21 protein-coding genes are annotated in these 21,499 nt (G+C 72.0%); 14 read left to right on the forward strand and 7 right to left on the reverse strand.

The features are described 5' to 3' along the window. The 3 genes from Q9S36_RS33895 to yidC are packed head-to-tail and all read left to right on the forward strand — an operon-like array spanning window position 1 to window position 2,293. The gene (locus Q9S36_RS33895; RefSeq protein ID WP_311289193.1) at window positions 1-1,137 is read left to right on the forward strand and encodes a right-handed parallel beta-helix repeat-containing protein; all 1,137 of its coding nucleotides are present in this window, start codon (window positions 1-3) and stop codon (window positions 1,135-1,137) included. Window positions 1,138-1,147: 10 nt separating this feature from the next. Next, complete coding sequence (locus Q9S36_RS33900) at window positions 1,148-1,435, forward strand: hypothetical protein (protein ID WP_311289194.1); 288 nt, start codon at window positions 1,148-1,150, stop codon at window positions 1,433-1,435. Window positions 1,436-1,492: 57 nt separating this feature from the next. Continuing rightward, complete coding sequence (yidC, locus tag Q9S36_RS33905) at window positions 1,493-2,293, forward strand: membrane protein insertase YidC (protein ID WP_311289195.1); 801 nt, start codon at window positions 1,493-1,495, stop codon at window positions 2,291-2,293. Here the strand turns inward: yidC and Q9S36_RS33910 are convergent. Beyond that, a complete protein-coding gene (locus Q9S36_RS33910; protein WP_311289196.1) occupies window positions 2,283-3,230 on the reverse strand; it encodes an NAD(P)-dependent alcohol dehydrogenase in 948 nt (315 codons plus the stop codon). The two genes, yidC and Q9S36_RS33910, sit on opposite strands and share 11 nt — an antisense overlap. Before the next feature lie 81 nt (window positions 3,231-3,311). Here Q9S36_RS33910 and Q9S36_RS33915 point away from each other — a divergent pair, with 81 nt between their 5' ends. Continuing rightward, the gene (locus tag Q9S36_RS33915) at window positions 3,312-3,953 is read left to right on the forward strand and encodes a TetR/AcrR family transcriptional regulator (protein ID WP_311289197.1); all 642 of its coding nucleotides are present in this window, start codon (window positions 3,312-3,314) and stop codon (window positions 3,951-3,953) included. Window positions 3,954-3,967: 14 nt separating this feature from the next. On the opposite strand, the gene Q9S36_RS33920 is transcribed toward Q9S36_RS33915, so the two are convergent. Further along, a complete protein-coding gene (locus Q9S36_RS33920) occupies window positions 3,968-4,576 on the reverse strand; it encodes a hypothetical protein (RefSeq protein ID WP_311289198.1) in 609 nt (202 codons plus the stop codon). A gap of 78 nt (window positions 4,577-4,654) precedes the next feature. Between Q9S36_RS33920 and deoC the strand changes: the two genes are divergently transcribed. Genes deoC through Q9S36_RS33935 form a run of 3 tightly spaced genes read left to right on the forward strand, consistent with a single transcriptional unit; the run spans window position 4,655 to window position 7,935 of the window. Then, window positions 4,655-5,620, forward strand: a complete 966-nt coding sequence (gene deoC, locus Q9S36_RS33925) for a deoxyribose-phosphate aldolase (protein ID WP_311289199.1) — start codon at window positions 4,655-4,657, stop codon at window positions 5,618-5,620. A 12-nt stretch (window positions 5,621-5,632) separates the two neighbouring features. Next, window positions 5,633-7,078, forward strand: coding sequence for an aldehyde dehydrogenase family protein (locus tag Q9S36_RS33930; RefSeq protein WP_311289200.1), 1,446 nt, complete (start codon window positions 5,633-5,635; stop codon window positions 7,076-7,078). Beyond that, a complete protein-coding gene (locus Q9S36_RS33935) occupies window positions 7,075-7,935 on the forward strand; it encodes an aldehyde dehydrogenase family protein (protein WP_311289201.1) in 861 nt (286 codons plus the stop codon). Before Q9S36_RS33930 ends, Q9S36_RS33935 begins: the two co-directional genes overlap by 4 nt. Before the next feature lie 66 nt (window positions 7,936-8,001). Here the strand turns inward: Q9S36_RS33935 and Q9S36_RS33940 are convergent, their stop codons facing one another. Continuing rightward, on the reverse strand, window positions 8,002-9,675 hold the full coding sequence (locus Q9S36_RS33940) for a substrate-binding domain-containing protein (RefSeq protein WP_311289202.1): 1,674 nt from the start codon (window positions 9,673-9,675) through the stop codon (window positions 8,002-8,004). A 97-nt stretch (window positions 9,676-9,772) separates the two neighbouring features. On the opposite strand from Q9S36_RS33940, the gene Q9S36_RS33945 reads away from it, so the two are divergent. Together Q9S36_RS33945 and Q9S36_RS33950 are read left to right on the forward strand one after the other, a co-directional pair. Beyond that, window positions 9,773-10,366: an ATP-binding protein gene (locus tag Q9S36_RS33945; RefSeq protein ID WP_311289203.1), complete on the forward strand. Its 594-nt coding sequence runs from the start codon at window positions 9,773-9,775 to the stop codon at window positions 10,364-10,366. 10 nt (window positions 10,367-10,376) lie between these two features. After that, complete coding sequence (locus tag Q9S36_RS33950) at window positions 10,377-10,916, forward strand: hypothetical protein (RefSeq protein WP_311289204.1); 540 nt, start codon at window positions 10,377-10,379, stop codon at window positions 10,914-10,916. On the opposite strand, the gene Q9S36_RS33955 is transcribed toward Q9S36_RS33950, so the two are convergent. Continuing rightward, window positions 10,892-11,968: an adenosine deaminase gene (locus tag Q9S36_RS33955; protein WP_311289205.1), complete on the reverse strand. Its 1,077-nt coding sequence runs from the start codon at window positions 11,966-11,968 to the stop codon at window positions 10,892-10,894. The genes Q9S36_RS33950 and Q9S36_RS33955 overlap by 25 nt on opposite strands. A 51-nt stretch (window positions 11,969-12,019) precedes the next feature. On the opposite strand from Q9S36_RS33955, the gene Q9S36_RS33960 reads away from it, so the two are divergent. Next, window positions 12,020-12,472 carry a MaoC family dehydratase gene (locus Q9S36_RS33960; protein ID WP_311289206.1) on the forward strand — a complete coding sequence of 151 codons (453 nt, stop codon included), beginning with the start codon at window positions 12,020-12,022 and terminating at the stop codon, window positions 12,470-12,472. Window positions 12,473-12,475: 3 nt separating this feature from the next. On the opposite strand, the gene Q9S36_RS33965 is transcribed toward Q9S36_RS33960, so the two are convergent. From Q9S36_RS33965 to Q9S36_RS33975, 3 genes are all read right to left on the reverse strand, one after another. Then, window positions 12,476-14,089: a substrate-binding domain-containing protein gene (locus Q9S36_RS33965; protein WP_311289207.1), complete on the reverse strand. Its 1,614-nt coding sequence runs from the start codon at window positions 14,087-14,089 to the stop codon at window positions 12,476-12,478. A 99-nt stretch (window positions 14,090-14,188) separates the two neighbouring features. Then, window positions 14,189-15,472: a thymidine phosphorylase gene (locus Q9S36_RS33970; RefSeq protein WP_311289208.1), complete on the reverse strand. Its 1,284-nt coding sequence runs from the start codon at window positions 15,470-15,472 to the stop codon at window positions 14,189-14,191. After that, the gene (locus tag Q9S36_RS33975; protein WP_396653895.1) at window positions 15,472-15,918 is read right to left on the reverse strand and encodes a cytidine deaminase; all 447 of its coding nucleotides are present in this window, start codon (window positions 15,916-15,918) and stop codon (window positions 15,472-15,474) included. Before Q9S36_RS33975 ends, Q9S36_RS33970 begins: the two co-directional genes overlap by 1 nt. Before the next feature lie 167 nt (window positions 15,919-16,085). Between Q9S36_RS33975 and Q9S36_RS33980 the strand changes: the two genes are divergently transcribed. The 4 genes from Q9S36_RS33980 to Q9S36_RS33995 all read left to right on the forward strand — a co-directional run bounded on the left by Q9S36_RS33980 (window position 16,086) and on the right by Q9S36_RS33995 (window position 21,499). Then, complete coding sequence (locus Q9S36_RS33980) at window positions 16,086-17,195, forward strand: BMP family ABC transporter substrate-binding protein (protein ID WP_311289210.1); 1,110 nt, start codon at window positions 16,086-16,088, stop codon at window positions 17,193-17,195. Between the two features lie 238 nt (window positions 17,196-17,433). Continuing rightward, window positions 17,434-18,957, forward strand: a complete 1,524-nt coding sequence (locus Q9S36_RS33985; RefSeq protein WP_311289211.1) for an ABC transporter ATP-binding protein — start codon at window positions 17,434-17,436, stop codon at window positions 18,955-18,957. Beyond that, window positions 18,954-20,198, forward strand: a complete 1,245-nt coding sequence (locus Q9S36_RS33990) for an ABC transporter permease (protein WP_311289212.1) — start codon at window positions 18,954-18,956, stop codon at window positions 20,196-20,198. The genes Q9S36_RS33985 and Q9S36_RS33990 overlap by 4 nt, the downstream gene beginning before the upstream one ends. Next, window positions 20,195-21,499, forward strand: coding sequence for an ABC transporter permease (locus tag Q9S36_RS33995; protein ID WP_311289213.1), 1,305 nt, complete (start codon window positions 20,195-20,197; stop codon window positions 21,497-21,499). The genes Q9S36_RS33990 and Q9S36_RS33995 overlap by 4 nt, the downstream gene beginning before the upstream one ends.

Below are 21,499 nucleotides of genomic sequence, written 5' to 3' on the forward strand. Positions count from 1 at the left end.
GTGCGCGCACTGCCCCTCGCCCTGGTCGCCGGGCTGCTGACGGCCGCGCCGGCCGGCGCAACGACGTACGACGACGGGGCGGCGCGCACCTGGCACGTCGGCCCGACGCGCAGCCTCACGACACCCAGCGCGGCAGCCGCCGTCGCCCGGGACGGCGACACCGTGCTGATCGACGCCGGCACCTACGCCGGCGACGTGGCCACCTGGACCCAGGACGACCTCACCCTCCGCGGGGTCGGCGGCCGCGCCCACCTGCGCGCCGACGGACGCGACGCGCAGGGCAAGGCGATCTGGGTGATCGCCGGGGACCGCACGCGCGTGGACCGCATCGAGCTCAGCGGAGCGACGGTGCCCGACCGCAACGGCGCAGGGATCCGCCAGGAGGGCACCGACCTCACCGTCACCCGGAGCTGGTTCCACGACAACGAGAACGGCATCCTCACCGGCGCCGACCCCGACAGCGACATCGTCGTCCGACGCTCGCGGTTCTTCCGCAACGGGTTCGGCGACGGCTACTCCCACAACCTCTACGTCGGGGCGGTGCGCTCGTTGACGGTGACCGGCAGCTGGCTCAGCGACGCCGACACCGGCCACGAGCTCAAGTCACGCGCCGCCCGCAACACGATCGTCGCCAACCGGATCAGCGACGGCGACGCGACGGCGAGCTATTCCATCGACCTGCCGAACGGTGGGTCGTCGCTGGTCGCCGGCAACGTCGTCGTGCAGGGGCCGCGGTCGGAGAACCCCGCGCTCGTGTCCTACGGCGCCGAGGGACTGACCAACCCGTCCCGCCGGCTGTGGGTCGTCAACAACACCTTCGTCAACCGCCGGACCAGCGGCACCTTCGTCGCCGTCGCCGACGGCAGCCGGGTCCGCGTCGTGAACAACCAGCTGGTCGGTCCCGGTGACCTGACCAGCGGCCCGGCGCAGGCCCGGGCGAACCGCCGCGTGCGGGCGACGAGCTTCGTCGACGCAGCCGCCGAGGACTTCCGGCTGACCACGTCCTCCCCCGCCGTCGACCGCGGCGTCACGGTGCCGGGGCGCTGGCGCGCCCGCTGGGAGTACGTCGCCCCGGCCGGGCTCGTGCGTCGCCCCGTCGTCGGGCGCACCGACCTCGGCGCCCACGAGCTCGGCTAGTCTCGAGGCCATGGTGCGCGGCTGGTGCGAGGTGACGGCGGCCTTCGTGCTGTCCGTCGTCGCGGCCGTGTCGCTGGCGCCGGGCATGACCGACCTCACCGCACAGGCCGTGATGGTCCTCGCCGCGCTCGTGTCCGCCACTGCACCTGCGGGCGCCCGAGCCCTGCTGGCGGTCCCGGCCGCCGGGCAGCGAGCGCTGCTGCCGCGGCGCCGCGCGGCCGACGTGCCCCTGGTGCTCGCCGGCCGCACCACCGACGCGGTGCACCCCGTGCGACCGCGTGCTCCTGGACTGGCCTGACACCTCGCGCGTCGCGAGGCACGTCCGCCCGTCCCAGCTCACCGTCCAGGAGCCCGCATGTCCCCGCTCGATCCGATCAAGCACGCCGTGGCCGCCGTCCTCGCGGCAGCGCACAACACCCTCACCACCCTCGGTGCGGCCCCAGGGTCGGCCGTCACCTGGCTGCTCTGCATCGCCGCCGTCGTCGTCCTCGTCCGGGCGGCGCTGCTGCCGTTCGTCGTCCACGGCGTGCGCCAGGCGCACGCCTCCGCCCGCGCCCGGCCGCACCTGCGCGAGCTCGGCGAGCGCTACAAGGGCAGGACCGACGCCGACAGCGTCAAGAAGATGCTCGAGGAGCGCCGACAGCTCTCGCAGGAGCACGGCGTCAGCCGGCTCGGGTGCCTCCCGCTGCTGCTCCAGCTGCCCGTGTGGATCGGGCTCTACCACCTGCTGTCCGAGGTGGCGTCCGGCACACCCGTCGGTGCGATGAGCCCCGAGCTCGTCGCCTCGTTCGGAAACGCCACGCTGGCCGGGGTCTCGCTGGCCACCCACGGCTACCTCGGCTCCGGCGGCGCCCACCTGGCCGTGGTCGCCGGCCTCGCGGCCGTCGCCGCCACGCTCTCGTTCGTCACCCAGCACTGGTTCGTGGCCCCCAACACCGTCACCGACGGCCTCCCGGAGGCGATGGCCACCGCGCAGCGGCTGATGCCCGGGCTGTCGGCGGCCGGGATCCTCGTCTCCGCCGGCGTGGTCCCCGTCGCACTGCTGGCCTACTGGATCTTCAGCTCGGCCTGGACGCTGGCGCAGTCGGCGGTCGTCATGCGGTGGTTCCCGACGCCCGGGTCGCCGGCCGCGCGGCGGGCCGCCCTCAGGGCGTGAGGACCACGTTGCCGACCTTGCGCCCGGTGTCGACCACCCGATGTGCCTCGACGACCTCGGCGAGCGGGAGGGTGCGGCTCACCACCACCCGGAGGTCGCCCGAGCCCACGAGGTCGAGCAGCCGCGCGAAGTGCTCCGGCTCCTCCGGGGAGGGACCGGCAACCACGTCACCGCGGGCGCGCACGGTCTGACCGAGGTCGGCCACCGCCAGCAGCAGGACGCCGCCCGGGGCGAGGAGGGCCCGGCCGCCGGCGATGTCGATGTTGCCGACGGTGTCGAGCACGACGTCGTACTGCCCCGGCACGGCCGTGAGCGGCGTGGTGGTGTGGTCGACGACCTCCTCGGCTCCGAGCGAGCGGACGAGGTCGGCGTTCGCGCCGCTGCACACCCCGGTGACGCGACCGCCCGCGCGCCGGGCGAGCTGCACGGCCGTGGTCCCGATCGCGCCGGAGGCGCCGTTGACGAGCACCCGGTGGCCGGGGCGGACGCGGTCGTCGAGGTAGTGCAGGGCCGTGGTCCCGCCGAAGAGGACGCCGGCGGCGTCCTGGTGGGACACCCCGGCCGGCTTCGCGACCAGCCGGTCGACGCGCGCGACCACGAGCTCGGCGTGGGTGCCGAACCGGGTGCCGGTCATGCCGCACACCTCGTCCCCGACCGCCAGCCCGGTGACACCCGCGCCGACCTCCTCGACCACGCCCGAGAAGACCCCGCCGAGGACCTGGCGCCGCGGACGTCGTACGCCGAAGACCAGGCGCGCGAAGGGTCCGAAGCCACCCGGGAAGCGCGCCCCCCGGATCCGGCTGTCGGCCGAGGTGACCGCCGCGGCACGCACTCGCACCAGCACCCGGCCGCTCCTCCCCTGCACCGACGGCCGGGGGACCTCGCGCACCTCGACCACCTCGGGCGGGCCGTACCGCTCCACGACTGCTGCCTTCACGACACCCTCTCCCTTACGCCTGTAAGCCCGACGCCGGCCACGGTAGCCTTACAGCCGTAAGACCGCCATCGAGGAGCGCGCATGTCCAGACCACCCCTCTCCCCCGAGCGCGTCGTCGACGCCGCCAGCCGGGTGGCCGATGCCGCCGGGCTGGCCGGGGTGAGCATGCGCAGCGTCGGGCGCGAGCTCGGCGTCGAGGCGATGTCGCTCTACCACCACGTCGCGAGCAAGGACGCGCTGCTCGACGGCCTCGCCGACTGGATCTTCGTGCGCATCGAGACCCCGACGGCCGGGCGGCCGTGGCGTGCCCAGATGGAGGCGCGCGCCCACTCCGCCCGCGCAGTGCTCGCCGCGCACCCCTGGGGCCTGGGCCTCATCGAGTCGCGTCGCAGGCCCGGTCCGGCGAACCTGCGCCACCACGACGCCGTGCTGGGCTGCCTGCGCGCCGCCGGCTTCCCGGTCGCGCTCGCGGCGCATGCCTTCTCGGTGCTCGACGCCTACGTCTACGGCTTCGTCCTGACCGAGGTGAACCTGCCCTTCCAGCCCGGGGAGGCGGCCGAGGACTTCGTCGACGGGCTCGGGCTGGTGATGGCCGAGCACCCCCACCTCGCGGAGATGGTCGCCGAGCAGGTCGTCGGCCGCGACTACGCCTACGGCGACGAGTTCGACTACGGCCTCGCCCTCGTCCTCGACGGGCTCGAGGCCAGGTTCGCTTCGGGCTGAGGAACCCCGCGGGCTCAGAGGAAGAACGACACCACCAGCAGCACGACGGAGGCCGCGATGAGCCCCGTCGGCAGCCAAGCCCGCTCACGGCGTACGGCGTCGGGCAGCGCCAGCTGCTCCGCCGAGCCGGGGCGCACGCCCGCGGCCGCGCGCGCCTCGTCGACGAGCTCGTGGAGCCGCTCCTCGACGAAGTCGGCGTAGGCCATCCCCTCCTGCGGACCCGCGTCGGCGACGGGGCGGTGGCGGGTCTGGGCCGCCTTGCGCCAGGTGCGGCCCACGACGGTGGACACCCAGCGGCGGTCGTCGGCCCGGACCGCCACGACCTGCCGGACGGCCAGCTCCTCCACGGCGGCGAGCCTGATGTGCACGGTCTCGACGAGGTTGCGCATGACGAGGTGCTCGCCGGTCACCCACAGCGCCGGACGCAGCATCGCGGCCCAGGCCAGCACGCCCGCCAGCAACGCACCGCAGGCCACCCACGCCGGGAAGCCCTCGTCGCGGTAGACCACGCCGCCGACCACCACGACCGCGGCCAGGACCACGGTCAGCCAGCCGCTCACGTGGCCACTGGTGGCGTGGAACCGCTCCACGACCGGCGCCCGGTCGCCCTGCACGCGTGCCATGTTCTCCTCGTCGATTTGGGCAGAGTTTGGCCCTCCGCCGATTGTCCGGCCCCTTCCCGCCAACTCTATGCTGGGTCGGTGACACCCACTGCCAGCTCAACGGCGAGCTCGGGGGTCTTCGACGACGTCGTGCGTTCGGACTCCTCGCTCCGCCGATTCCTCCACGGCCTCCCCGGAGTCGACCAGGTCGGGTGCGAGTCCCGCGCCGCCGGCCTCGGCACGCGGTCGATCAAGACCACGTCGAAGGCCTGGGCCATCGACCTCGCCATCCGGATGGTCGACCTGACCACGCTCGAGGGCCAGGACACCCACGGCAAGGTCCGCGCGCTCGCCTCGAAGGCGATGCGCCCCGACCCCGCCGACCCGACCTGCCCGCCGACCGCCGCGGTCTGCGTCTACCCCGACATGGTCGCCACCGCCCGGCAGACGCTCGGCGACAGCGGCGTCCACGTCGCGGCGGTGGCCACCGCGTTCCCGAGCGGCCGCGCGGCGATGGACATCAAGCTCGCCGACACGCGCGACGCCGTCGAGGCCGGTGCCGACGAGATCGACATGGTCATCGACCGTGGCGCGTTCCTGTCGGGTCGCTACCTCCAGGTCTTCGAGGAGATCGCGCAGGTCAAGGAGGCCTGCGGCGACGCCCACCTCAAGGTGATCTTCGAGACCGGCGAGCTGCAGACCTACGACAACGTCCGCCGCGCCAGCTGGCTGGCGATGATGGCCGGTGCGCACTTCATCAAGACCTCCACCGGCAAGGTGCAGCCGGCCGCCACCCTCCCGGTCACGCTCATCATGCTCGAGGCCGTGCGCGACTTCCGCGACCAGACCGGCCAGATGGTCGGCGTGAAGCCGGCGGGCGGCATCAAGACCACCAAGGACGCCATCAAGTACCTCGTGATGGTCAACGAGACCTGCGGGGACGACTGGCTGGACCCGGACTGGTTCCGCTTCGGGGCGTCCACGCTGCTCAACGACCTGCTGATGCAGCGCACCAAGATGACGACCGGTCGCTACTCCGGTCCCGACTACTTCACGCTGGACTGAGGTCTGACAGACATGCCCTTCGAGTACGCCCCCGCGCCCGAGTCGCGCGCCGTCGTCGACATCAAGCCGTCCTACGGCCTGTTCATCAACGGCGAGTTCACCGACGGCACCGGCACCTCCTTCAAGACGATCAACCCCGCGACCGAGGAGGTCCTCGCCGAGGTCGCCGAGGCCAGCGACGCCGACGTCGACGAGGCCGTCAAGGCCGCCCGCCGTGCCTACACCCGCGTGTGGTCGCGGATGTCGGGTGCCGAGCGCGCCAAGTACCTCTACCGGATCGCCCGGATCATCCAGGAGCGGGGCCGCGAGCTGGCCGTGCTGGAGTCCATCGACAACGGCAAGCCGATCAAGGAGTCCCGCGACGTCGACGTGCCGATCGTCGCCGCGCACTTCTTCTACTACGCCGGGTGGGCCGACAAGCTGAAGTACTCCGGCTACGGCGACACGCCGCTCGGCGTCGCCGGCCAGGTCATCCCGTGGAACTTCCCGCTGCTGATGCTGGCGTGGAAGATCGCGCCCGCCCTGGCGTGCGGCAACACCGTCGTGCTCAAGCCGGCCGAGACCACGCCTCTGACCGCGCTGCTGTTCGCCGAGATCTGCCAGCAGGCCGACCTCCCCCCGGGCGTCGTCAACATCGTGACCGGCGCCGGCGACACCGGCCGCGCGATCGTGTCGCACCCCGATGTGGACAAGGTCGCCTTCACCGGCTCGACCGAGGTCGGCAAGGCCATCGCCCGTGCCGTCGCAGGCACGGACAAGAAGGTCACCCTGGAGCTCGGCGGCAAGGCAGCCAACATCGTCTTCGACGACGCTCCCGTCGACCAGGCGGTCGAGGGCATCGTCAACGGCATCTTCTTCAACCAGGGCCACGTCTGCTGCGCCGGCTCGCGCCTGCTCGTCCAGGAGTCCATCGCCGACGACCTGCTCGAGCGCCTCAAGCGCCGCATGTCGACGCTGCGGATGGGCGACCCGCTCGACAAGAACACCGACATCGGCGCCATCAACTCCGGCGAGCAGCTGATGCGCATCCGCGAGCTCTCCGAGGTCGGCGACGCCGAGGGTGCCGAGCGCTGGGAGGTCGCCTGCGACCTGCCCACCAAGGGCTTCTGGTTCCCGCCGACGATCTTCACCGGCGTCTCGCAGGCCCACCGCATCGCCCGGGAGGAGATCTTCGGCCCGGTGCTGTCGGTGCTGACCTTCCGCACGCCCTCCGAGGCGGTCGAGAAGGCCAACAACACGCCGTTCGGCCTGTCGGCCGGCGTCTGGACCGACAAGGGCTCGCGGATCCTGTCCATGGCCAACCGCCTCCGGGCGGGCGTGGTCTGGGCCAACACGTTCAACAAGTTCGACCCGACCTCGCCGTTCGGCGGCTACAAGGAGTCCGGCTACGGCCGCGAGGGCGGTCGCCACGGCCTCGAGGCCTACCTCAAGACCCCGGAGAAGGGAGCGGACTCGTGAGCCGCATCGACGTGCGCAAGACGTACAAGCTCTACATCGGCGGCCAGTTCCCGCGCTCGGAGTCGGGCCGCTCCTACGTCGTCAACGACGCCAAGGGCAAGCTCCTCGCCAACGCCGCGCTCGCGTCCCGCAAGGACGCCCGTGACGCCGTCGTGGCGGCCCGCGCGGCCTTCCCCGGCTGGTCCGGGAGGACGGCGTACAACCGGGCGCAGGTCGTCTACCGCATCGCCGAGGTCCTCGAGGGCCGGCGCGACCAGTTCGAGGCCGAGCTCCGCGCGGCGGAGGGCATCACCCCCGCCCGGGCCCGCACCTATGTCGACGCGGCGATCGACCGCCTCGTCTGGTACGCCGGCTGGGCCGACAAGATCACCCAGGTCGTCGGCAACGCCAATCCCGTCGCGGGGCCGTTCTTCAACCTGTCCACGCCCGAGCCGAGCGGCGTCATCGCCGTCGTCGCCCCCCGCGGGCCGCTCCTGGGCCTGGTCAGCGTGGTCGCGCCGCTCATCGTCACCGGCAACACCGTCGTGGTGGTGGCCAGCGAGGCGAACCCGCTGACCGCGATCACCCTCGGCGAGGTGATGGCGACCAGCGACCTCCCCGGCGGCGTGGTCAACGTCCTCACCGGCTCCCAGGCCGAGATCGCCCCGTGGCTGGCCTCGCACATGGACGTCAACGGCATCGACCTGACCGGCGTCGAGGACGCGGACCTCGCGAGCGACCTCGAGGTGGCCGCGGCCGACAACCTCAAGCGCGTACGCCGCCCGGCCCCCGGCACCGACTGGCTCGCCGAGCCGGACCTGGACCGGATGACGCGGTTCCTGGAGACCAAGACGGTCTGGCACCCGATCGGCGTCTGAGCCGCAGCACCCGCACGCACGACGAAGGGCCCCGCGCATCGCGCGGGGCCCTTCGTGCATGGTGGATCAGCGGTTGAGCAGCGCCGAGGCGAGCACCCCGAGGATCTCGTTGGGGTTGTTCACCAGGTAGTTCTGACCACCGGTCGCCGCGGCGATCTGGTCGAGCTCACCGGTGTCGGCGTCCTGCGAGATGCCGATGATGATCACCTTGACCGGCTTGGCGGGGTCGCGGATCGACTTCAGCTGGTTGACCAGCGACTCGAGCGTCAGCGAGCTGGAGTCGTCGCTCGCGCCGTCGGTGAAGATCACCACGGAGTTGAACCACGCCGGGTCCCACTTCTCCTGGGCGTACTTGTACGCCGCCAACGTGGTGTCCATGACGCCGGTGCCGCCCCTGACGCGGCTGACCAGCTTGCCGGCCTCGGCCCGCACCACGTCGCCGTGGGTCTGGCCGTCGCCCGCAGGGGCGTTGAGCTGGTCGAGCGTGGCGTACTCCTCCCACGACGCACCGTTGGCGCCGCGGTTCTTGGAGAAGCCCCAGATGCCGATGCGCGCCTGGGCCGGGAAGGCGTCGAGTGCCACCTGCGAGGCCTGGACGGCCAGCCCGATGCGGGTGGTGTCGCCGATGGCCATCTTCATCGAGCCGGACAGGTCGACGACCGCGAGGATGCTGGACGGGACGGACAGCACGCGCCACTGGCGCAGGGCGTCGTCGGTGGTCTTCTGGGGGACCTTGGCGAGGATCTTGGAGTCGCCCATGCCGATGCCCTCGGGCAGCGGGGCCCCGTCGGGGCCGCGCAGCTCGGCCGCGGCGATCGCGTCGACACCGGCGCTCGAGGTGAACCAGCGGGCGATGGCACGACCGACGCGGGCGGAGAGGTCGCCGCCCGACGCGAGGATGTCCTTGCTGCCGCGGTTCACGTCGATGAGCGGGTACTGCAGCATCGGCACGCCGGTCGCGGGGGCGACGAGGGTGAGCTGGTCGTTGCTGCGGCGCGCCTCGAGGTAGGCCTGCTCGGTCGCCGGCACCAGCTGGGTGCTGGTGGCGGCGATGGTGGTGAGGTCGGTCTCGGAGCTGCCACCGGCCACGGCGCGCTCGCCGTAGGTCTGGGCGACCGGGACGGTCTTCGCCTCGATGGTCTGCGCGGTCTCGCCCGTGGCCTTCATCTCGGCGTACGGCGCCAGCAGCGCCAGCGCGGACGCGCCCTGGGCGCTCGGGTCCGCCATGGCCAGGCTGCCGCCGTCGAGGGCCGCGGCCCACGAGGCCGGCGCGTTGGCGGCGGGGCCGCCGACCAGGCCGACGGGCGTCTGGGCGAGGACGTCGGCCACCGGCGTACCGGTCCAGCCGGCGGAGGTGAGCTGCCCCTTCCACGTCGGGCTGTCCGGGATCCAGATCTCGGGGAGCTCGGCGTTGGGGTCGGCCAGCAGCGCGACGACGTCCTTCACGGTGCCCGACGTCACCTTGATGTCGATGCACGGCTCGTCGGCGTTGACGTCCTTCACCGCCTCCTTCACCAGGCCCTCCATCACAGGAGCGGTGGTGAGCGTCACCTGCTCGGAGACGCAGTCGGCGGCCTCGCTGTCGTCGCCGCCGCGCAGGGCGAAGAACCCGACGAGGCCGATCACCAGGAGCAGCGCGAGACCGCCGAGCAGCAACGGGTTGCCGGTCAGGCCGGAGCGCGTCGAGGCGTGTCCGGTGTTGTCCGCGCTCGGCGCGGGAGTCGAGTCGTCAAGACTCATGGGAGTCCTCCCAGAGGAACTGTCAATCAGGGGTCTGGGCGAGACTAATCTCCAGCCTGTCCGTCCGTGGCCGAACAACGAAACGAGTCAGTAACAAATGACACACGCCCAGGTGGTCGTCCTGGCCGGTCCGAGCGGCGCCGGGAAGTCCCGCCTGGCCGAGCGCCTCGGCCTCCCCGTCCTCCGGCTCGACGACTTCTACAAGGACGGCGACGACCCCTCGCTCCCCCGGATCACCTCGGGCGCCAACGCCGGACTGGTCGACTGGGACCACCCCGACTCCTGGCACCGCGAGGACGCCCTCGCCTCGTTGCGCGAGCTGTGCGCCACCGGCCGGAGCGAGGTGCCGGTCTACGAGATCGCCCGCAACGGGCGCTGCGGCTCGCACACCGTCGACCTCGGCGGCAGCACGCGGTTCGTGGCGGAGGGGATCTTCGCGCCAGACGTGGTGACGGCCTGCCGGGAGGAGGGCATGCTGGCGGCGGCGTACTGCATCACCCAGCACCCGCTGGTCACCTTCTGGCGACGCCTGACCCGCGACCTGCGCGAGCACCGCAAGCCGCCCCTCGTCCTTCTGCGCCGGGGGGTCGCCCTGATGCGCGACCAGCAGCGGGTCGTCGCCCACGCGCTCAGGCAGGGCTGTCGCAGGGCCACGGGAGACCAGGCCTACTCCGAGCTGACCCGGGCATGAGCGAGCCAGCATGAGGCTCCACCAGCCCGACCGCCGCTCCTGCGGCGCCGCGTCGCTGGTGATGGCGCGCCGGCTGGTCAACCCCCGCTACGCCGGCCTGGTCGACGACCAGGCGAGCTTCGCGCACGAGGTCACGACGCTCCACCGTCGGCTCACCTCGCTCGCCGACGTCAGCGGTGGCTGGCAGGTGCCGTGGCTGCGGGCCGTCGGCACGCCGCCGTGGGCGGCCGCGCGCGACCTGCGCCTGCTCACGGGGGTCCCGTACGCCGTGCGCCCGGTGCGGCTGGGGCGCCGGGTGTGGCCGCACCTGGCCGCCGCCACGCCCGACCGGCCGGTCGTGGTCTACGTCGGCAGCCGCCTGCTGCCGCGCCACGTCGTCCTGGTCACGGCGGCCGCCGACGACGAGGCCACGACCTACGAGCCGTCCTCGGGCCGGGTGCTCCGGGTCACCCGGGCGCGCTGGGAGGACGGCCCGCTCCGGCTGGCGGGGTGGGACCGGCCGTGGTGCGTGGTCAGCCCCCGGGATCAGCCGTTGAGCAGCGCGGCGTAGCCGGGCTTGACGACCTCGTCGATGATCGCCAGCCGCTCGTCGAAGGGCAGGAAGGCCGACTTCATCGCGTTGATGGTGAACCAGCGCAGGTCGGCCAGCGTGTAGCCGAACGCCTCGACGAGCCCGAACATCTCCTCGGTCATCGACGTCCCGCTCATCAGCCGGTTGTCGGTGTTCACCGTGACCCGGAAGCGCAGCTTCGTGAGCAGCCCGATGGGGTGCTCGGCGAAGGACTCGGCGGCGCCGGTCTGGATGTTGGAGCTCGGGCACATCTCGAGCGGGATGCGCTTGTCGCGGACGTAGGCGGCCAGCCGCCCCAGCTCGACCGTGCCGTCGTCGGCGACGGTGATGTCGTCGATGATCCGCACCCCGTGGCCCAGCCGGTCCGCGCCGCACCACTGGATGGCCTGCCAGATCGACGGCAGCCCGAACGCCTCGCCGGCGTGGATGGTGAAGTGCGCGTTCTCGCGCTGGAGGTACTCGAAGGCGTCGAGGTGGCGGGTGGGCGGGAACCCCGCCTCGGCGCCGGCGATGTCGAACCCCGCGACGCCGCGGTCGCGCCACGCGATGGCGAGCTCCGCGATCTCCATCGAACGGGCCTGGTGGCGCATCGCGGTCAGCAGCTGGCGTACGACGATCCTGCCGCCGCTGGCGGCCATGCCTGCGTCGAAGCCCTCCTGGACCGCGGCGACGACCTCGTCGAGGGTGAGCCCTCCGGTCACGTGCTGCTCGGGCGCGTAGCGCACCTCGGCGTAGACGACGCCGTCCGCGGCGAGGTCCTCCACGCACTCCCGCGCGACCCGCGCGAGCGCGGCGCCGGTCTGCATCACCGCGACCGTGTGGTCGAAGGTCTCGAGGTAGCGCACCAGCGAGCCCGAGTCGGCAGCCTCGGTGAACCACCGGCCCAGGGACTCCGCGTCGCCCGCGGGGACCTCGTGGCCGACCTCCGCGGCCAGCTCGACGATCGTCCCGGGCCGCAGCCCGCCGTCGAGGTGGTCGTGCAGCAGCACCTTGGGTGCCGCGTGCACCTGGTCACGGGTGGGAGTGGTCATCGGGCCATCCAATCAGGCCGGCCCCGTCGACGAGCACTAGTGTGCGTGCCCATGCGCACCTTCACCACGCTCGACGACGTCGCCGCGGCCGCCGGGTCGGAGATCGGCACGAGCGAGTGGCTCGTGGTCGACCAGGCCCGCATCGACGCCTTCGCCGAGGCCACGCTCGACCACCAGTGGATCCACGTGGACGTCGACGCGGCGGCCGCCGGCCCCTTCGGCACCACGATCGCGCACGGCTTCCTCACCCTGAGCCTCCTCCCCCACTTCGCCTCGCAGGTGTTCCGCCTCGAGACCCCCGGCGCGCGGTTGAACTACGGCCTCGAGAAGGTCCGCTTCCCCAGCCCGGTGCCGGTCGACAGCCGGCTGCGCTCCCACGTCCGCTTCGGCGAGGTCCGCGAGCTCCCGCAGGGTAAGCAGCTCATCGTCGAGCACACCGTCGAGATCGAGGGCCGGGACAAGCCGGCCTGCGTGGCCGCGCACGTGGTGCTGCTGCTCGCGTAGCGCTCAGCGCGACAGCACCGCCTTGGCGAACACCTCGAGGACGTCCTGCGGCTGGGCGGCGAGGTAGGCGTCGCCCCCCGTGACGTGGGACATCTGCTCGAGGGCGGCCAGGTCGGCGTCTCCGCTGATCGCGATGCCGACGAGCCGCACCGGGCGGTCCGGGTCGCGCAGCGCGCGCAGCCGGTCGAGCAGGGCCGGCAGGCCGATCGAGCCCGGGTCCTCGTTCTGGCCGTCCGTCATGAGCACGACCGCGTTGGAGTAGTGCGGCCGGTAGCTGCGCACGGCCTCCCGGTAGGCCGCGAGGGCCGTGTCGTAGAGCCCGGTGCCGCCGCCGGTGAGGCTCGGCAGCTCGGCAGCCCGCTGGCGCAGGGCGTAGCGCTGGGTGCGGCCGAAGCGCAGGTCGTCCAGGCGCCTGAGGGGCTCCAGCTCGCGCCAGTCCCTCCCGGGACCGCCCTTGTCGATGGAGAAGATCCACAGCCCCACCCGGGCGTGGTCGGGCAGGAACGACAGCCCGATGCCGGCCGCGTCGGCGAGCAGGTCCATGCGGGTGCCGGCACCGGCGCCGAAGTCCATCGACCCGGACGCGTCGACGACGGCGAGGATCGACGAGGGCACGGCGAGGGTGCGCCACGACTGCACGGTGCTGGCGATCGCCTGGCCGGTCGGGGTCGGCAGCACGGTCCGCACCTGCGACACCGAGCGCGGCGCCGTCCGGTCCCCGGTCGCCCGGAGCCCCTCGGCGTGCAGCTCGGCACGGCCGTCCGGGCTGCCGAGGTAGTCGGCCAGGGCCCGCGCCACCTGCCGGGCCGCCGGCTCCGCGTCCACGCTCACCGCCATCGGGAAGTCCAGCGCCGGCGCGCCCACCGCAGGCGTCAGGTCGCGGAGGTCGCCACGGCCCTGCACGGCGGCGAGCTCCTGCTCGGTGGTGACCACGAGCCGCGGCGAGCGCCGGGGGAACATCGCCGGCGACACCTCCGTGTCGTCACCGTCGGAGCGGCGGGCGCCGTACCCCTGCGCGAACGGTACGACGAGCTGGCGGGCGTCGGCGGCGCTGCGGCCGACCGCTCGGGCCTCCGCCTGCGGCGCGACCACGGCCAGCGTGCCGGCGACGGTCGACTCGGGGTCGGGCACGGACACGAGGCCCGAGCCCTGCGCCTCGCCCCATGAGGCGAACCGGCGCGCGGCCGCACCCCCGACGAGGAGGACCGGCGTGTGGGCCAGGGTCCGGGCCACGAGGCGCGGACGGGCGTCGCCGACGTAGGCGCGGGTCGTCAGGTACCGAGCCTCCGGGATCCAGATGTCGGGCAGCGCGCCGCCGAGCGACACGCCCTGGGCGACGTCGATGCCCGAGCGCATGTCGGGCTCCACCCGGGTGCACTCCGGCGCGGCCTCCTCGACCGCCTTCAGCACCGCGCCGTACAGCTCCGGGCCGACCGTGAGCTCGACCGTGTCGTAGGTGCCGCACGTCTGCGCGTCGGCAGCCGAGGTGTCGCCCCGCGACATCAGCAGGTAGGACGCACCGCCGCCGACCAGGACACCGGTCACCAGCAGGAGGACTACGAGGACAGGCGTCCTCACGTCTGCGCGGCCCCCGTCGCGCTCGTCAAGGTTGTTCATGGGACCCCCGCCCCTCGAGACACCCGCGACGCTAGGCCGCAAAGTAAAGGAACGCGGGGTTACCGGCGGGTCTTCGCCAGTGTTGGGGACGTCCCTGCGTCAGCCGATCCGGTCGAGCACCAGGTCGGTGGGCGTGAACTCCCCGCCCGTCGACACGGTGTACCCGCCCTCGAGTGAGGCCAGGGCACGGTCGAAGCGCTCGGGCTCGTCGGTGAGCAGGGTGAACAGGGGCTCGCCCTCGGTCACGGTGTCGCCGGGGCGTGCGTGCCAGACCACGCCGGCTCCGGCCTGGACCGGGTCCTCCTTGCGGGCCCGCCCGGCACCGAGGCGCCACGCGGCGAGGCCGACGGCCATGGCGTCGAGGCGCGTCAGCGTGCCGCTGGAGGGTGCGGTGACCACGTGGGACTCCCTGGCCTGCGGCAGCGGGGCGTCGGGGTCGCCGCCCTGGGCCCGGATCATCGCCTTCCAGGCGTCCATCGCCGAGCCGTCGGCGAGCCGGTCGGCCGGGTCGACGTCGTCGCGACCGGCCCCGGCGAGCATCTCCCGCGCGAGGGCGAGGGTGAGCTCGACGACGTCGGCGGGCCCACCGCCGGCCAGCACCTCGACCGACTCGGCGACCTCGATCGCGTTGCCGGCGGTCCGGCCGAGCGGGGTCGCCATGTCGGTGAGCAGGGCGACCGTGTGCACGCCGGCGTCGGTGCCGAGCGCCACCATCGTCTCGGCGAGCTCGCGAGCGGTGCCCAGGTCCTTCATGAAGGCGCCGCTGCCGACCTTGACGTCGAGCACGAGCGCACCGGTGCCCTCGGCGATCTTCTTGCTCATGATCGAGCTCGCGATGAGCGGGATCGCCTCGACGGTCCCGGTGACGTCGCGCAGCGCGTAGAGCTTCTTGTCGGCGGGGGCGAGCCCGTCGCCGGCCGCGCAGATCACCGCGCCGACGTCCTCGAGGATCGAGAACATCTCCTCGTTGCTGAGCAGCGCGCGCCACCCCGGGATCGACTCGAGCTTGTCGAGGGTGCCGCCGGTGTGGCCCAGCCCGCGGCCCGAGAGCTGCGGGACGGCGACCCCGCACGCGGCGACCAGCGGTGCCAGCGGCAGCGTGATCTTGTCGCCCACGCCCCCGGTCGAGTGCTTGTCGGCCGTGGGCCGCGACAGCGTGGAGAAGTCCATCCGCTCCCCGGACGCGATCATCGCCGCGGTCCAGCGCGCGATCTCGGTGCGGTTCATGCCGTTGAGCAGGATCGCCATCGCCAGGGCCGACATCTGCTCGTCGGCCACCTCGCCGCGCGTGTAGGCGTCGATGACCCAGTCGATCTGGCTGTCGCTCAGCTCCTGCTTGTCGCGCTTGGCGAGGATGACCTCGACGGCGTCGTGTGCGGGCATCAGGGGGTTCCTCCATCAGTGGCCACGCGGGCCAGGTCGTCGGGGCCGAACGCGTCGGGCAGGACCTCGGACATCGCCTTGACCCCCGAGACGGTCCAGACCAGCAGGTCGCGCCCGCCGTGCTCGAAGAGCAGCTGGCGGCAGCGCCCGCAGGGCATGATGATCTCGCCGTCGCCGTTCACGCACACGAAGTGGGTCAGCCGGCCGCCGCCGCTCGCGTGCAGCTGCGAGACCAGGCCGCACTCGGCGCACAGGACCACGCCGTACGCCGCGTTCTCGACGTTGCAGCCCGCCACCACGCGTCCGTCGTCCACCCGCGCGGCCGCGCCGACCGGGTAGCCGGAGTACGGCGCGTAGGCGCGGCGCATCACCTCGACCGCCGTCGCCCTCAGCGCGTCCCAGTCGTCCTGCTCCCACTGCTCGTCCACGCGGCCACTATGGCGCATACGAGGATCAGCGGGTCATCGGCAGGTTCCGCCGAAAGATCTCCTGCGACTTTTAGGTCTCAAACACGTCTCAGTACGCCCGATCCGCGTGACGGGTGGCGTACGTGCGGGCATCATGACGCCCGAAAGCTGACCCCACCCCGGGGTGCACGAACTTGGAGGCATTTGTGGTGAAGACGAGGAAGGTCGTCTCGAGCGGCCTCGTGGCGCTCCTGGCGGCCGCGACCCTTGCTGCGTGCGGTGACGCACCCGAGGATGACAACACCGGCGGCAGCGGGAGCGAGGCCAAGAGCGACTTCCAGCCGTGCATCGTCTCCGACGCGGGTGGTTTCGACGACAAGTCGTTCAACCAGCTCGGCTACGAGGGTGCCAAGCAGGCCGCCGACGAGCTCGGCGCCGAGCTGATCCCGGTCGAGTCCAACAGCGAGAACGACTTCGGCCCGAACCTGGAGAGCCTGGTCGGCCAGGGCTGCGACGTCATCGTGACCGTCGGCTTCGCCCTCGCCTCGGCCACCAAGGAGTCGGCCAAGGCCAACCCCGACATCGAGTACGTCCTGATCGACGACTCCGCCGACGGTGGTGACGACGGCCAGACCTTCGACGGCAAGGCCGACGTCGAGAACATCAAGCCGCTCCTCTACAACACCGCCGAGGCCGCCTTCCTGGCCGGCTACGCCGCGGCCGACTACACCAAGACCGGCAAGGTCGGCACCTACGGCGGCATGCCGTTCCCGACCGTCACGATCTTCATGGACGGCTTCAAGCAGGGCGCCGAGTACTACGCCAAGGAGAAGAAGAAGGACATCGAGGTCGTCGGCTGGGACGGCAAGAACGGCTCCTTCACCGGTGGCTTCGAGGCCAACGAGGCGGCCACCAGCACCGCCAAGCAGATCCTCGACCAGGACGTCGACGTGATCCTGCCCGTCGGTGGCCCGATCTACCAGGGCGCCATCACCGCCATCGAGGACTCCGGCAAGGACGTCGCCATGATCGGTGTGGACGCCGACCTCTACGAGACCGACCCGTCCACCCAGGACTACGTCATGACCTCGATCCTCAAGGGCATGAAGGTCTCGACCTACGAGGCCGTCAAGGCCGCGGGCGAGGACAACTTCGACTTCGAGCCCTACATCGGCACGCTCGAGAACGAGGGCGTCGGCATCGCGCCGTTCCACAACTTCGAGAGCAAGGTCAACCCCGAGCTCCAGGCCGAGCTCGACACCGTCAAGCAGGGCATCATCGACGGTTCGATCAAGGTGAACTCCTACCTGGGCTGATCACCAGCACGCTCCACCACGAGGGGGAGGCCGACGCGCGCGTCGGCCTCCCCCTTCGCGTCTGGCACCTCCCCGCGTCTTGCCAGCGCCGGAGCCGCAGGTTTGGCACATGTTCGCCACGACCGGCGGCCCCGCGCCGGATACCCTTCCCGCGGCCTGCCGCGCGCCCGTTCCGGCGCCGCCGTAGCAGACCCCGGGGCTGACCCCCCGATCATTCCGACCCCTAGGATGCGATGCCATGAGACTCGTCCTGCGAGGCATCACCAAACGCTTCGGCAGCGTGGTGGCCAACGACTCGATCTCCCTGACCGTCGAGCCCGGCGAGATCCACTGCCTGCTCGGTGAGAACGGCGCGGGCAAGTCCACCCTGATGAACGTGCTCTACGGGCTCTACAAGGCCGACGAGGGCGAGATCGAGCTCGACGGCGAGGTCCAGCACTTCACCGGTCCCGGCGACGCCATGGCGGCCGGCATCGGCATGGTCCACCAGCACTTCATGCTCATCCCCGTCTTCACCGTCGCCGAGAACGTCATGCTCGGCAACGAGACCACCGGGTTCGCGGGCCGGCTCGACCTCGACGCCGCCAGCAAGCGCGTCACCGAGATCTCCGAGCGCTTCGGGTTCCACGTCGACCCCGACGCGGTCGTCGAGGACCTCCCCGTCGGCGTGCAGCAGCGGGTCGAGATCATCAAGGCGCTCTCCCGCGACGCCGAGCTGCTCGTCTTCGACGAGCCCACCGCGGTGCTGACGCCCCAGGAGACCGACGAGCTGATGGACATCATGCGCCAGCTCCGCGAGGCCGGGAAGGCCATCGTCTTCATCACCCACAAGCTCCGCGAGGTCCGCGAGGTCGCCGACCGGATCACAGTCATCCGCCTCGGCAAGGTCGTCGGCGAGGCCGACCCCAAGGCCAGCAACGCCGAGCTCGCCTCGATGATGGTCGGGCGCCCGGTCGAGCTGGTGGTCCACAAGGACGCGCCCCAGCTCGGCGACGACGCGCTCGTGGTCCGGGACCTGCGCGTGGTCGACGCCGCCGGGCACACGCACGTCGACGGCCTCAGCTTCACCATCCGGGCGGGCGAGGTCCTCGCCGTCGCCGGCGTGCAGGGCAACGGCCAGACCGAGCTCACCGAGGCCCTCCTCGGGCTCCAGGACGACGTCACCGGCTCGATCACCCTCGACGGCGTCGAGCTCGTGGGCCGCTCGACCCGCAAGATCCTCGACGCGGGCGTCGGCTTCATCCCCGAGGACCGCCAGGTCGACGGCCTCGTGCCGGGCTTCACCATCGCCGAGAACCTCATGCTCAACCGCAGCTTCAAGTCGCCGTTCGTCAAGAACGGCGCCCTCCGCATCAGCGCCCTGCGCGAGTTCGCGGAGAAGAAGCTCAAGGAGTACGACGTCCGCGCCCGCGACATCGACTCGCTGGCCTCCAACCTCTCGGGCGGCAACCAGCAGAAGGTCGTCGTGGCGCGCGAGCTCTCCCGCGACCTGCGCCTGCTCGTCGCCGCGCAGCCCACCCGCGGTGTCGACGTCGGCTCGATCGAGTTCATCCACAAGCAGGTCGTCGCCACCCGTGACAGCGGCATCCCCGTGCTCGTGGTGTCCACCGAGCTCGACGAGGTCGTGGCCCTGGCCGACCGGATCATGGTCCTCTACCGAGGCAGGATCGTCGGGATCGTCCCGGCCGACACCCCCCGCGAGACCCTCGGTCTCATGATGACCGGCGAGCGTCCGGACGACCTGAAGGACGTGGTCGCGTGAGCGACACCGAGAAGCCCCAGCCGGACGAGAAGCCCGAGCTGGACGCCAAGCCCGATGTCGACCCCCACGACGCGCGCAGCGAGCGGTCCCGGTCGGTGCTGCGCGAGATCGCCTCGGGCGACGCCCTGTCCGGCGTGCTCGCGGTGTTCCTGGCGGTCTTCGTCGGCTCGGTGATGATCGCCGCGACCGACCCGGACGTCCGCGACACCCTGAGCTACGTCACCGCTCGCCCCTCCGACTTCTTCACCGCCCTGTGGGACGCCATCTCCGGCGCCTACAGCGCGATGTTCCGCGGCGCCGTCTACAACAACCTCGTCGACGACCCCGCCCAGCAGTGGCGCCCGCTGACGGAGAGCCTGAAGTTCGCCGGTCCGCTGATCCTCGGCGGTCTCGGTGTCGGCATCGCCTTCCGGGCCGCGCTGTTCAACATCGGCGGGCGCGGGCAGATGCTCATCGCCGGCGGCGCGGCGGGCCTCGTCGGCTTCAAGCTCGACCTGCCGGCGATCATCCACCTGCCCCTCGCCATCCTGGTCGGCATGGCCGCCGGCGCCCTGTGGGCCGGCATCGCCGGCGTGCTCAAGGCCCGCACCGGCGCCCACGAGGTGATCCTCACGATCATGCTCAACTACGTCGGCTACTACCTCCTCTTCTGGGCCCTCACCAAGGACTGGCTGCTGGCGACGCCCGGCTCGGCCAACCCGAAGTCGCCGCCGATGAAGGAGACCGCGATCCTGCCGAAGGTGCTGGGTGACCGGTTCAACCTCCACCTCGGCTTCGTCCTGGCCCTGGTCGCCGTGGCAGTCGTGTGGTGGCTGCTCAACCGGTCGACCCTCGGCTACCGCATCCGCGCCGTCGGCGAGAACCCCCACGCGGCCCGCGCATCCGGGATCAGCGTCGGACGCACGTACACGATCGTGATGATGATCGCCGGCTCCCTGCTCGGCCTCGCCGGCGTCAACCAGGTGCTCGGCACCGTGACCAGCGGCGTCTCGCTCGACCTCGACGCCGCCATCGGCTTCGACGCCATCACGGTCGCGCTGCTCGGCCGCTCGCGACCGCTCGGGATCCTCGCGGCCGGCCTGCTGTTCGGCGCCCTCAAGGCCGGTGGCTTCACCATGCAGGCCTCGGAGAACATCTCGGTCGACCTGGTCCTGGTCGTGCAGTCCCTGATCGTCCTCTTCCTCGCCGCGCCTCCGCTGGTGCGCGCCATCTTCCGGCTGCCCGCCAAGGAGGCCAAGTGAGCACCGTGACCCAGCAGCCGCCCGCTGACAGCGGAGGGCTGGCTCCCGACACGGCGGTGACGCCCACCCGGTCCCGCGGCACCCGCAAGCTGCCGATCATGCTCGGCCTGCTCACCGCCCTGCTGGGCGTCGTGCTGCTCCGCTCCTCCCATGCGGGCGACACCACGTTCCAGCTCGCTGCCGACACCGACTTCGTGCAGCTGCCCGACATCGTCGTACCGTCCATGGTCACCGCCTGGGTGATGGCGGTCGTGTGCGCGGCGCTCACGGCCGAGGCCGTGCGCCGCATGGTCACCAAGGCCCACCAGCCTCGCTGGATCCCGATCGTCTTCGCGGTCGCCTGGATGGCGGGGTTCCTCAGCTGGGCGGCGGCCGACGACCGGATCCGCGTGGTCAGCCTGCTCGGCGGCGCGGTCGCCCTCGCCATCCCGCTCGTGTTCGGTGCGCTCGGCGGCGTGCTGGGTGAGCGCGCCGGCGTCGTCAACATCGCCATCGAGGGCCAGCTGCTCTTCGGCGCCTTCGCCGCGGCCGTCACCGCCTCGCTCACCGGCTCGCCCTGGGCAGGCCTCGTCGCGGCGATGGTCGCGGGGGCGCTCGTGGCGCTGATCCTCGGCCTGTTCGCGATCACCTACTTCGTCGACCAGGTGATCGTCGGCGTCGTGCTCAACGTGCTGGTCGTCGGCCTGACGAACTTCCTCTTCCGCCAGGTGCTGACGCCCAACGCCGAGTCGCTGAACTCCCCCGACCGGTTCTCGCGGATGCCGATCCCGGTGCTCGGCGACATCCCGCTCATCGGCCCGATCTTCTTCCGCCAGACCGCGCTGGTCTACGTGCTCTACGTCGTCGTCGCGCTGGTGGCGTACGCCCTCTACCGCACGCGCTGGGGACTCCGCGTCCGGGCGGTCGGTGAGCACCCGAAGGCGGCCGACACCGTCGGCATCAAGGTCAACCGCACCCGCTACCGCACCATCCTGCTCGCCGGTGCGATCGCAGGCATGGGCGGCGCGTACTTCAGCCTCGTGTCGGTCGCCGGCTTCAACCGCGAGATGACCGGCGGTGCGGGCTACATCGCGCTGGCGGCCGTGATCTTCGGCAAGTGGGACCCGATCCGCGCCACGCTCGCCGCGCTGCTGTTCGGCTTCGCGTCGAACCTGCAGGGCGTGCTGTCGGCGATCGGCTCCCCGGTGCCGAGCCAGTTCATGCTGATGCTCCCCTACCTCGTCACCATCTTCGCGGTGGCCGGGCTGGTCGGGCGCTCGCGGCCACCGGCGGCTGACGGCGTCCCCTACCGGCAGCAGTAG

Source organism: Microbacterium sp. ARD31, assembly GCF_031844425.1.